The following is an 11904-nucleotide window of genomic DNA, read 5'->3' as shown; positions in this document are numbered from 1 at the left end:
GGAATTGACCCGGAAATGCGCCCCGGGTCCAGTGCGCGCGGAGCCGCAAAGGCGCAGAAACCGCTGGCCCGGGCGGCACTGCGGCTTGACAGGGCAAGGTATACGCACACAAAAACAGCTATACGAACAATCGCGCGCGCCGCCCCGCTGAGGCGGCTGGGCAACCCAAGAGCAGAAATACTCCGCCATGACCTCCCCCACCACACAGACGCACTCCGCCAGCGAGCAGGACAGGAACATCTCATCGAGTTTTGCCAAGGGGCTTGAGGTTCTGGCGGTCTTCGATGCCGCCACCCCCAGCATGACCCTGGCCGAGATTGCCCGGCGCACCGGCCAGGACCGCGCCACCGCGCGGCGCGGCGCGCTGACTCTGGTGCAGGCGGGCTACCTGCGCCAGGACGGCCGTATGCTGTCCCTGACGCCGCGGGTGCTGGCGCTGGCCGGGGGCTTTCTGCAGGCCAACCAGTTCGGCCAGCGGGTGCAGCCCGCGCTCAACCGGCACGCAAGCCGGATGCAGGCCGAGGTGACGCTCGCCACGCTGGATCAGGGCCGGGTGCTCGTGCTGGCGCAATCCACCGTAGCCGGCGGGCCGGTCACCTATGGCTTCACCGCCGGCGCGCATATTCCGCTTGCCCATACCAGCCTGGGGCGGATGCTGCTGGCCTGCCTGCCGCAGGAGGAAGCTGCCAGTGTGCTCGCCCGCGCCGGCCTGCCGCGCCATACCGAGCAGTCGCTGACCGCCCCTGCCGCGATCCTGGAACGCATCGCTGCCGCGCGGGCCCGGGGCTACTGCGTGACCCGCAGCGAGTTCGAGTCAGGCATCACCGGTTTCGCGGTGCCGCTGTCGCGCCCCGGACAGCGCCCGATCGTGCTGGGCAGCTCGGCGCCCGGCGGGCTGGAGCACGGCGGCGGCGCCCCCGGCGCCACCGAGGAACAGCTGCTGCGCGGCCTGCAGCTCTGCGCCGCAGAGTTGCGCCAGGCACAGGCTGTGGACCACCTGTAAGCACGCGCCAGGACGCCCCAAAAAGCGGCGGTTTTCCTTTGTTTTCTGAAACATCATCTTGGCAAATGTGATCAATCCGCCCGGCGCGGCGGATTGAGCGGCAGGAAATCGCCTGTCATAGATTGGCCATGAAACTTGCGATCAACGGATTCGGCCGTATCGGCCGCGCCATCCTGCGCCAGCTGCTGACGACGCCGCGCGGCGATGGCATAGAAGTGGTGCGGATCAACGATATCGCGCCGCTGGACATGTGCGCCTACCTGTTCCAGTACGACAGCACCTTCGGCCCCTTCCCGCATCCCGTCTCCGGGGAGGGCGCGGCGCTGCAGGTGATGGGCCGCACAATCCCGGTGAGCCACGAAGACGACCTGACCCGGGTGGACCTCGCAGGCGCCGACGTCGTGCTGGAATGCACCGGCATCGCCCGCACTTCGGACGTGGCAGGCCGCGGCCTGGCGGCGGGTGCGCGGAAGGTCCTGATCTCCGGCCCCTCCCCCGCGGCAGAACGCACCGTTGTGCTTGGCGCCAACGAGGAGGTGCTGGGGGACGCCCGCATTGTCTCCAACGCGAGCTGCACCACAAACGCGGTGACCCCGCTGGTGAAACTGCTGGATGAGGTTGCGGGGATCGAGACCGCGCATATGACCACCATCCACTGCTACACCAACTCGCAGCCGATGGTGGATGCGCCGCGCGGCGATTTCGCGCGCTCCCGCGGCGGTGCGCAGTCGATGGTGCCGACCACCACCTCGGCCATGCATCTCACAGGAGAGGTGCTGCCGCATCTTGAAGGCCGTATCAGCGGTGCCGCGGTGCGGGTGCCGACGGCCAGCGTCTCGGCGGTGGACCTGGTGGCGCAGCTCAGGACGCCAATGCCGGAATCCGAGCTCACCACTGCCCTGCGCGCGGGCGTCGAGGCCTCCGCCGTGCTCGGCTGGACCGATTTGCCCCTAGTCTCCTCGGACCTGCGCGCGCGGCCGGAGTCGCTGGTGCTCGCGGGCCCCGAGACCCGCATGAGCGGCGGCCGCCAAGTGCGCCTGTTCGGCTGGTACGACAACGAATGGGGCTTCTCGGCCAGGATGCTGGACGTGGCGCGCCTGATGGCGGGCTAAACTGCGCCCGCAGCCGCTTTCTGGCCCGTAATACCCCGGGGAGGCGGGCCAAAGGCCCGCCGGGGCAGCGCCCCGGGGCCGCAGGGCGCCAAATGCCCGCGGGCCGGCAAACGCCACTTTCCGCCCCTCCTTCCCAGCCTCCGCTTTCCTGGTTTCCCCCGGCAAATTCCCCGTGCTAGGCTCCGGCTGATTTCGGCCCGCTTCCGGGAGTGACCATGTTGTTTTCCTTCCGCCCGCGCCCCCTGGCGCGCGCTGTTTTCCTGACCGCCGTGATGCTGCTTCCGGCCGCCCCGTCGATCGCTGCTGAGGCCGCCCTCGCCGCCCCCGGCGCGCCTGCGCCGCTGGCCGACCGGCTGCGCGGCGCCTCGGCCAGCCTGGCCTTGGGCAATGAGACTGACGTGCAGGACCTGCTGGCAGCGGCCCTGTCGGACTACCGCACGCTGGTGCAAGTGGCTTATGACGCAGGATATTTCTCTCCCGTCGTCAACATCCGCCTGGACGGGCGGGAGGCGGCGGAGATCGACCCGCTCTCGCCGCCCGCGAAGGTCGGCCGCGTAGCCATTACGGTGAAACCGGGGCCGCAGTTCCGCTTTGGCCGCGCCGAGGTGGCGCCGCTGGCCCCGGTTAATGACACCCCGCTGCCGGAAGACTTCGCGCCGGGCCGCATCGCCACCACCGGGGTGATCCGCGATGCTGCCGCGGCAGGGGTGAAGGGCTGGCGGCGGCAAGGCCACGCCAAGGCGGAGGTTGCCGCGCAGTCGATCACCGCACGCCACCGCGAGGCGCGGCTCGACGCAGCTCTGCGGCTGGCGCCGGGCCCGCGGCTGCGCTTCGGCCGCATGCTGGTGAGCGGCAACATGCGCCTGCGCGAGGAAGCCCTGCGCCGCATCGCGGGTTTCCCAAGCGGGGAAGTATTCCACCCCGACCTCGCCTCGAAAACCGCGACGCGGCTGCGCCGCACCGGAGTCTTTTCCTCGGTCGTGCTGCGCGAGGCGGAGACGCCCAACCCCGATGGCACGCTCGATTTCATCGCCGAGGTCGACGAGCTGCCGCCGCGCCGGCTGACCTTCGGCGCCGAGCTGAGCAGCACTGACGGGCTGGAGGTCTCGGGCAGCTGGATGCACCGCAACCTCTTTGGCGCGGGGGAGAAGCTGCGGCTGGAAGCGCTGATAAGCGGCATCGGCAGCAGCAATGACATCGACGGCCGCATCGCCGCGCGGCTGGACCGGCCTGCGGCGCTCGGCCCCGACGACAGCCTGTTTTATCTGGCCGAGGCCGAGCAGCTGGACGAGGAGCATTTCAGCGCGGTCCGCATGCATGGCGCGATTGGCGCACGGCGCACTTTCTCTGACGACTTCTTTGCCGAGGCGGCCCTGGGCGCGACCTCGATCCTCGCCGAGGACGTCTTTGGCAAGCGGCGCTTCAAATACATCGGCCTGAACCTGCGCGCCGAATACGACGCCCGCGACAACCGGGTGGATCCCACGGATGGCTATTACCTGCAGGCCGGGGTGCGGCCATTCCTGGGCATCGACGGCACCGCTTCCGGGCTGCAGATGAAGCTCGACGGGCGCGGCTACTTGGGGCTTGGCGCGGAGGACCGGATCGTGCTGGCCGGGCGGCTGCAGATGGGCTCGCTGGTGGGGCCGTCGCTGAACGAGGCCCCGCCGACGCTGCTGTTCTTTTCGGGCGGCGCGGGCTCGGTGCGGGGGCATGAGTTCCAATCGCTCGGTGTGCCGGTGAGCGGCGGCACCGCGGGCGGGCGCGGCTATGTCGCGCTGTCGGGGGAAGTCCGGGGACGGGTCACCGAGAAGATCTCGCTGGTGGGCTTTTACGACGCGGGCTTTGTCGATTCCGACAGCTTTGTCTCCGGCACCTCGGAAAGCCACGCGGGCGCGGGCCTGGGCCTGCGCTATGACGTGGCGGCCATCGGCCCGATCCGGCTCGACCTTGCCTACCCCGTGCAGGGCGGCAACGAGGACGGGCTGCAATTTTACATCGGGATAGGACAGGCGTTTTGAGACAGATCCTTGCCTTCACCCTGGGTGCCGGGCTGACTCTGGCACCAGCCGCCGCGCAGGACAGCGGCAAAGAGGACGCGGGCGGCCTGCTGGTCAGCCTGCTGGAAAACACCCTGTCGGGCGAAAGCCGCTATATCGACGTCACCGGCCTGGAGGGCGCGCTGTCCTCGCGCGCGACGGTGGAGCGCATCACCGTAGCCGACGAAGAAGGCGTCTGGCTCATTATCGAGGACGCCGAACTGGACTGGAACCGGCTGGCACTGCTGCGCGGGCGCTTTTCCGTCAACACGCTGAGCGCGGGCCAGATAACGGTGGCACGCGCGCCCGGGCCGCTGCCCGAGGATCCCGACCTGCCCGCCCCCGAGGCAGAGCCTTTCACCCTGCCCGAGCTGCCGGTGGCGATCGAGCTGGGCGAGATCAAGGCCGAACGGATCGACCTGGGCGAGCCGTTGTTCGGCACCGCCGCGAGCCTCAGCGCCGAAGGCTCTCTCACCCTCGCCGACGGTGCGCTCGACACCCAGTTGCAGGTGGTGCGGCTGGACCGGCCGGGCGATCATCTGCGGCTGGACGCGGGCTATGCCAATGCAACCGGCGTAATCGACCTGGATCTGTCCTTGCAGGAGGATGACGGCGGGCTGCTGTCGAAGATGCTGAACCTGCCGGGCGGGCCGGATCTGCAACTGGCCGCCAAGGGCAGCGGGCCGGTCAGCGATTTCACCGCCACCATCGATTTCGGGACCGACGGCGAGACCCGGCTGGAAGGCGAAGTGGTACTGGCCGCCGAAGACCTGCCGCAGGAGGCTGACACCGGGCAAGATGTGGCGCCGGCAGGCGAGGCGCCACCGCGCGCCATTGCCTTCAGCGCCAATCTTGGCGGCAATATCGACGTGCTTCTGGACCCGGCCAGCCGGCCCTTCTTTGGCCCTGGGCTGCGGCTCAGCGTCAAGGGTGTGCGGGCGGCCAGCGGAGCTGTCGCGCTGGACACGCTGATGCTGCGCACCCAGGCGCTGCAGGTGGCGGGCAGCGCCGCACTGGACGCTGCGGGGGCGCTGGAAACCGCACGCCTCTCGACCCAGATCACTCCGCCCGAGGGCGAGGACAAAGTTGCGCTGCCGGCCGGCGGCGGGGAGACCACCATCACCGGGGCCGATCTGGAGCTGGTTAAAAGTGCCGGGGGCAGCTGGCGGCTCGATGGCCTGCTGAGCGGGCTGAGCAATCCGGAGGCGCAGGTGGCGGAGGCCGAAATCACCGGCCGCGGCACCCTGGACCAAAGCGAAGGCCTGGCACTGGAAGGCCGTCTGACGGCCTCCCTCACAGGGTTCGAACCGCGCGATTCGGCGCTGGCGGCCGCCACCGGCAACGAAATCCGCTTTGACGGGCTGGTCTCCACCACCGGCGCCGAGGCGGTAAGGATCAGCGGCATGCAACTCAGCGGCACCGGCTACCGGGCGGGCGGCGATATCGCGCTGGAGGGGCTTGAGGAAGGGCTGCGGCTCTCGGGCGCCTTGACTGCGAGTCTCAGCGACCTCGCGCGGTTCTCGCAGCTGGCCGGGCGGCCGCTCGGCGGCACCGCGGAGGCCGAGGTGAAAGGCTTCTTCACGCCGCTCTCCGGTGCCTTCGACGCAGAGCTTGCGATGCAGGCGGAGGACCTCTCGGCGGGGATCGCGCAGGCGGACGAATTGCTGAAGGGCACCACCACGCTTTCCTTGAGCGCCGCCCGCGGGGAGACCGGCCTGATCATCCGCCGCTTTCAGCTGGACGGCGAGGCCCTGGAGGCTGCGGCCACTGGCACGCTCAGCAGCACGGATGGCGACATCACCGCCAGCGCTGCACTCAAGCGGCTGGAGGTGTTCCTGCCGCAGGCGCCGGGGCGGCTGGCGCTGGAGACCAGTCTGACCCGCAAGGGCGACCAGTTCAGCGGCGATGCGGTGCTGACCGGGCCGCATTCCTCGCGCGCCGAGCTGGACGGCATGGTAACGCTGGCCGGCGATGCGGATTTCACCTTTGAAGCCGCGTTTGAGGAGCTGGAGCGCTTCGTGCCGCAGCTTGCGGGACGGCTGACCGCCGAAGGCACCGCCGCGCGCCGGGCGGGCGAGTGGCAGTTCACCGCCGCCACCGAAGGCCCGGCCGGCCTGGACGCCGAAGCCGAAGGCAATTTCTCCGAAGCCGACGGCAGTGTCGCGCTGTCCTTTGACGCGGAGATCGCCCGGCTGCAGCAGCTGATGCCGGACTTGCCCGGCCGCTTAAGCGGCAAGGGCACGGCCAGCCGCGCGGACGGGATCTGGCGGTTCAATGCAGATGCCACGGGGCCTGCCGGGATCGACGCCCGGCTGGCCGGCTCCTGGAATGAGGCCGAGGCGGTTGCCGATGCCACCGCCAAGGGGCAGCTGCGGCTGGAGGGGATCAATCCGTTCATCTCCCCCAACCTGCTGGCAGGGCCTGCGAATTTCGACCTCGCGCTGAAAGGCCCGCCCGCGCTGGGCTCGCTGAGCGGCACGCTTTCCACCCGGAACGCAAGCCTCGCCATACCAGCCGCGGCGCAGCGGCTGGAGGATATTGACGCCACGGTATCGCTCGGGGGCAGCGCCGCGCAGGTGCAGCTTGCGGCGCGGTCGCGGGCGGGCGGCGCCATCCGCATCAGCGGCCCGGTGGCCCTGCAACCGCCGTTCGACGGCAATCTCGCGATTGCGATCGACAATGTGGTGCTGACTGACAACCTCTCCTACGAATCGCTTCTGAACGGGCGGCTAACGCTTTCCGGCGCACTGGCGAACAACCGCAGCCTGTCGGGCCGGATCGACGTGGGCGAGACCAACATCAACCTCAACACCGCGGGCGGCTCGGTCTCGGCCGCGCCGATTCCGCCGATCCGCCACGTGGGCGCGCCGGCCGAAGTGCGCCGCACGCTGGCCCGGGCCGGGCTGAGCGGCAATGGCGCCGGCGCGGGCGGCACCTCCCGCACCGCGCTCGACGTGACGATCAGCGCGCCGCGGCGGATCTTTGCCCGCGGCCGTGGCCTGCGCGCCGAGCTCGGCGGCGAGATCCGCCTGCGCGGCACCGCGGCCAACCCGGCGCCCGCGGGCCAGATCGAGCTGATCCGCGGCACCTTCGACATCCTCGGCAAGCGGCTGGAGCTGGACGAGGGGCGGCTGACGCTGCTTGGCGATCTGCGGCCCTACATCGCTTTCCGCTCCACCGCCGCCACCGAAGAGGGCACGGCAACGCTGGAGATCTCCGGCCGCGTCGACTCACCAGAAATCAAAGTGACTGCCGAGCCGCCCCGGCCCAGCGAGGAGGCGCTGGCGCTTCTGCTGTTCGGGGATGACCTGGAGAACATCTCGCCCCTCGCCCTGGCGCGGATCGCCGGCACCGCCTATACGCTCAGCGGCCGTGGCGGCGGCACCCAGGCGCAGGTGCGCGATGCCACCGGCGCCGATGCGGTGGACATCGGGGTGGACAACCTCGGCGCCGGGCAGCTGGGGCTGGGCGGATACGTGGCGGAGAACGCCTATACCGATTTCAACGTCAACACCCGCGGCGACAGCGAGTTGAGCATCAACCTCGACGTGACCGGAAACGTGACGGTGAAGGGTACGGTCGACAGCGAAGGGGAAACCGGTATCGGCCTGTTCTTCAAACGCGACTACTGAGGGGACGGCGCGGGGTCATCCGGTCCCGCGCCCTGTACGCCGTCAGTCCGCGTGACGCGTCTCCGCCGCGGCCAGCGCCACCCTGGCAGCGCCGCTCACACCCGCGGCGTCATCGGTGATAAGCCACAGCGGGATGTCGGCACACAGCCCTGCGAGCGGCTCGCCCGGTGCGGAATAGCCTGCAAGAAAGGCCTCCCGCGCGGGCGTGTTCAGCACCCCGCGCGCCACGCTGCCCGCAAAGAACAGCCCCTGCCCCGGCATGTAGGCGGCGGTCAGCTCGCGGGCCAGCAAGCCGAACATATGCGCCCATTCAGTCATCGTGCGGGCAGCGGGTGCCTTCGGGTCGGCCAGGTACTCCGCGCCGATTCCCGCCGCGCTGCTGGCGGCCGCACCGGTCAGCGCCTGGTGGAACCGCACCAGCCCGCGGCCGGAAAACAGCATCTCAATGCTTTGGAACTCCTCCGGCGCGCGCTCCAGCAACGTGGCCAGCCGGTCCCGCACCGAGGAAGGCAGGCTCGCGTGCCCAATCTCCGCCGCCGCGGTGGTGCCCGCGAGCGAAAGCGCGGCGTTGAAACCGGTGGCGGCACCCGCCACCAGCGCCTGGCGGCCGCGTTCTCTCCCCGGGCGCAGGCAGGAAAGCTGCCCCGGCATCAGAACCGGCACCGCGTGGCCAAGCGCCGCGAGGTCGTTAATGATCCGGGCATGCCCCGCGTCCGGCAGCCCCAGCGCCGCGGCGACACTCTCGCAGCTGCCCTGCCAGTTGCGGTTGGTGAGCCGGAAGGCGCCGTCCTGCACCGGCCCCGCCACCGCGAGGCAGACACCGGCGAGCGGCGGCAGGCCCGGCTGGGCGCAATAGGCTTGCAGCACGTCCTCCAGGCTGTTGAAACTGTCGTTTGAGAAGCTTTGCAGCGCAGTCACGCCGATGCCGGGTGCGGCCAGCGCCAGCCGGGTGCGGCTGCCGCCTACGTCTCCGGCCAGAACGGTCAGCTCAGCCGTCATCCGCCGCGGTCCTTTCCGAAATCCGAATTTGAAAAAACAGTGCAGCATCTCCGCTGCAATTGCAATTGAGCCGGCGGGCCCCGCTTGCGGCGGCGCGCGGCAGGCGGCACTGTGGCGGCAGGATGAGGCGCAAGGCCGGGGCGGAGAATTTGGAGCAGGCAGCACTTGGGCGGCGGCTGGCCGCCGGGATCACACGCAGGGTGCATGGCGCCGCGCGCGCTGCCCGGCTGCGCGCGGCACTGAGGCATCTGCAGGGGCCGGCCCGGTGCTTTGCGGCCCCGCAAGAGATAGTGCTGATCGCGCTGGTGCGGGACGGGGCCTATTACCTCGACGTGTTCCTGGAGCATTACCGTCGGCTTGGCGTCTCGGGCTTTGTCTTTGTCGACAACGGCTCGTCCGATGGCACCCTGGCGCGCCTCCGGCAGGAGCCGGACGTGGCGGTCTGGCAGGCAAAGCTGCCGTGGCTCGCCTATGAGAACGATCTGCGCGCCTTTGCCGCCGGCCGCTACGGCGCCGGTCGCTGGTGCCTCTTTGCCGATCTGGATGAACTTTTCGAATTTGACGGTGCCAAGGACCTTCCTTCCCTCATCCGGCAGCTGGAGGCGGAGGGCCACACCGCCATGATGGCGCAGATGCTGGAGATGTTTCCGCGCGGGCCGCTCGCCGAGGCAAGCGGGCTGAGCTACCGCGACGCCGTTGCTGCCTTCCGCTATGCGGACATCAGCGCGGTGCGGCGGCTGCCGTATACATCCGAAGCCAGCGGCTTTGCCTATTTTCTGCGCCAGAACCAGCTGCCGCCGGCAGCCCCGGACCTCCTGTTCGGCGGCGTCCGCGGCAAGGTCTTTGGCGAAAACTGCTGCCTCAGCAAGCACCCCCTGGTGTTCAACGCCCCGGACGTGCAGGCGGCGGTGCATCCGCATGCCTCGGCCGGGGTGCAGGTCTCGGACCGGGTGGCGCTGATCCGGCACTACAAGTTTGCGGGCGAAAGCCTCGCGCGGGATCTGCGGACCCGGGCCGAGGCGGTTTCCGAGCATGGTGAGGACCGGGTGCGGATTGCGGCGATGCAGACGCAGCCGGAGTTGAGCCTGTGGTCGGAAGCGGCGCTGGAGAATGCGGATATCGCGGAGCTGCAGCGGCGCGGCTTCCTGCAGGGGCCGGGCGCGGCAGCTGCGGCATCCCTTGCAGGGAGGGCACTGAGTTGAGCGGCAGGGGACTGAACGGGACTGGGCTCACCGCCAGCGCCCTGCCCGCCGGGGCTGGTCCGGCTGATGATACCGCGCCTGCGGATCTCGGCGCGGTGGTGATTGGACGCAACGAGGGCGAGCGGCTTGCCCGCTGCCTGGCTTCGCTGCAGGGCCAGGTGGCGCAGCTCGTTTATGTGGACAGCGGCTCTACCGACGGCTCGGTGGAGATGGCGCGGCAGATGGGGGCCGGGGTGGTGGAGCTGGACATGGCCCGCCCCTTCACCGCCGCCCGCGCCCGCAACGCAGGCCTCGCGGCGCTGCGCGGGGACCTGGACCTGGTGCAATTCGTCGATGGCGACTGCGAGGTGGACGCTGCCTGGCTGCCCGCCGCGACCCGGTTTCTCGCCGCGAACCCCGGGGTTGCCGCGGTTTGCGGGCGGCGGCGCGAGCGGTTCCCCGAGGCCTCGGTGTACAACCGGCTGTGCGACGCGGAATGGGACACGCCTGCGGGCGAGACGGCGTCCTGCGGCGGCGATGTGCTGATGCGGGCCGGGGCGCTGCGGGCCGCAGGCGGCTATCGCGAGGGCCTGATTGCGGGTGAAGAGCCGGAGCTGTGCCTGCGGCTGCGCCGGGCGGGCTGGCGGATCTGGCGGCTGGAGGCGGAGATGACGCGGCATGACGCGGCGATGCGGCGCTTTGGGCAGTGGTGGCAGCGCAGCCGCCGCGCGGGCCACGCCTTTGCCGAGGGCGCGGCGCTGCACGGCAAGGCTCCCGAGCGCCACTGGGTAACCGAGACACGCCGCGCGCTGCTGTGGGGGGCGGTTCTGCCGGGCGTGCTGCTGCTGGCGGCGCTGCTGTTCGGGCCGTGGGCGCTGGCGGGGCTGCTGATTTACCCGGCACAGGTTCTGAGGCTGCTGCCGCGCCTGGGAGCAGAGCGCGCTGTGTTCCTGGTGCTTGGCAAATTCGCCGAAGCCGCCGGGGTGGTGGAATTCCACTGGCACCGCTTCCGCGGTGCCTCCAGCGGTCTGATGGAGTACAAGTAGCGCTGCCGGGGCGCGATCGGGCTTCCGGCAGTGAAGCTCCGGGGAAGCGTCAGCCGGGAAATCCCTCTCAGCGGCTGCGCAGCCGCCAGGCCCGGCGGATCTGGGCGGGGAGGATGGCCAGGCATTTGGCATAGCGCGGCATCAGCCGGGACGGGCTGGAGAGAGCGCGCCACAGCCATTCCATCGCCACCGCCCGCACCCAGGCGGGCGCGCGCTTCTGGTGGCCGCCAAGGAAGTCGAGACCTGCGCCCACCGACACAAACCCCGTCTGCGGCGCCAGCTTGCGGCCGCGCTGTGCCAGCATTTCCTGTTTCGGGGCGCCCAGTGCCAGGAAGCACAGGCCGATGCCGCGCTTATCGAGGTCTCGCAGGATGGCCTCCGCCTCAGCGCCCCAAGGGTCAAAGCGGCCCGGGGGCGCGTGGCACCAGGCCACGTCCAGCCCCGGCACCTCGGCGCATAGCACGCCGCGGGCGTCCGACAGAGCCGTTTCCGTGCTGCCCACGAGAGCCACCGGCACCCCGGCCTCGGCGGCCCAGCGGCAGAGCGGCAGCACCAGGTCCGAGCCCGGCATCAGCTCCACCGGACGGCGCGCGAGGCGCGAGAGCCACACGATGGGGCGGCCGTCCGCCACCACCAGGTCCTGCGCCTGGTAGGCCGAGAGGAAGGCATCCGACTGGCCGAGCTTTACCAGGTGGTCGAGGTTCACCGTCGCCAGCGCAAAGCCGCGGCGGGCGGCGAAGCGGGCCTGAACCTCTGCCTTCAGCGCTTTCCGCGTGGGGATGTTCACGCCGACACGGCGGCCGCCGAACTCGAAAAACATCTCTTCCGCCTCCCCTGCGCTGCAGGCATTCCCATAACGCGGTACCAGCGCCGCGGCCAGCCGTGCCAGCGC

Annotated in this window: 8 protein-coding genes; 6 read left to right on the top strand and 2 right to left on the bottom strand. The window is 70.3% G+C overall.

The window, feature by feature from the left end; all coding sequences use genetic code 11:
- The first annotated feature begins 187 nt into the window (after nucleotides 1–187).
- The 4 genes from ACOHWE_RS14295 to ACOHWE_RS14280 all read left to right on the top strand — a co-directional run bounded on the left by ACOHWE_RS14295 (nucleotide 188) and on the right by ACOHWE_RS14280 (nucleotide 7786).
- A complete protein-coding gene (locus ACOHWE_RS14295) occupies nucleotides 188–1003 on the top strand; it encodes an IclR family transcriptional regulator (RefSeq protein WP_420667324.1) in 816 nt (271 codons plus the stop codon).
- Between the two features lie 128 nt (nucleotides 1004–1131).
- Nucleotides 1132–2115, top strand: coding sequence for a type I glyceraldehyde-3-phosphate dehydrogenase (locus tag ACOHWE_RS14290; RefSeq protein ID WP_420667323.1), 984 nt, complete (start codon nucleotides 1132–1134; stop codon nucleotides 2113–2115).
- Between the two features lie 215 nt (nucleotides 2116–2330).
- Nucleotides 2331–4136, top strand: coding sequence for an autotransporter assembly complex protein TamA (locus ACOHWE_RS14285; RefSeq protein ID WP_420667322.1), 1806 nt, complete (start codon nucleotides 2331–2333; stop codon nucleotides 4134–4136).
- Complete coding sequence (locus ACOHWE_RS14280; protein WP_420667321.1) at nucleotides 4133–7786, top strand: translocation/assembly module TamB domain-containing protein; 3654 nt, start codon at nucleotides 4133–4135, stop codon at nucleotides 7784–7786. Before ACOHWE_RS14285 ends, ACOHWE_RS14280 begins: the two co-directional genes overlap by 4 nt.
- 42 nt (nucleotides 7787–7828) lie before the next feature.
- On the opposite strand, the gene ACOHWE_RS14275 is transcribed toward ACOHWE_RS14280, so the two are convergent.
- A complete protein-coding gene (locus tag ACOHWE_RS14275) occupies nucleotides 7829–8785 on the bottom strand; it encodes a glucokinase (RefSeq protein WP_420667320.1) in 957 nt (318 codons plus the stop codon).
- Between the two features lie 290 nt (nucleotides 8786–9075).
- Here ACOHWE_RS14275 and ACOHWE_RS14270 point away from each other — a divergent pair, with 290 nt between their 5' ends.
- Nucleotides 9076–9987, top strand: a complete 912-nt coding sequence (locus ACOHWE_RS14270) for a glycosyltransferase family 2 protein (protein WP_420667318.1) — start codon at nucleotides 9076–9078, stop codon at nucleotides 9985–9987.
- Nucleotides 9988–10028: 41 nt separating this feature from the next.
- Nucleotides 10029–11012 carry a glycosyltransferase family 2 protein gene (locus ACOHWE_RS14265; protein ID WP_420667380.1) on the top strand — a complete coding sequence of 328 codons (984 nt, stop codon included), beginning with the start codon at nucleotides 10029–10031 and terminating at the stop codon, nucleotides 11010–11012.
- Nucleotides 11013–11079: 67 nt separating this feature from the next.
- On the opposite strand, the gene ACOHWE_RS14260 is transcribed toward ACOHWE_RS14265, so the two are convergent.
- Complete coding sequence (locus ACOHWE_RS14260) at nucleotides 11080–11832, bottom strand: WecB/TagA/CpsF family glycosyltransferase (RefSeq protein ID WP_420667317.1); 753 nt, start codon at nucleotides 11830–11832, stop codon at nucleotides 11080–11082.
- Nucleotides 11833–11904: the final 72 nt, after the last annotated feature.

The sequence above is a fragment of the Cribrihabitans neustonicus genome (assembly GCF_048820895.1).
GTDB lineage: Bacteria > Pseudomonadota > Alphaproteobacteria > Rhodobacterales > Rhodobacteraceae > Cribrihabitans_A > Cribrihabitans_A neustonicus.
This window is presented reverse-complemented; position numbering and strand designations above follow the sequence as displayed.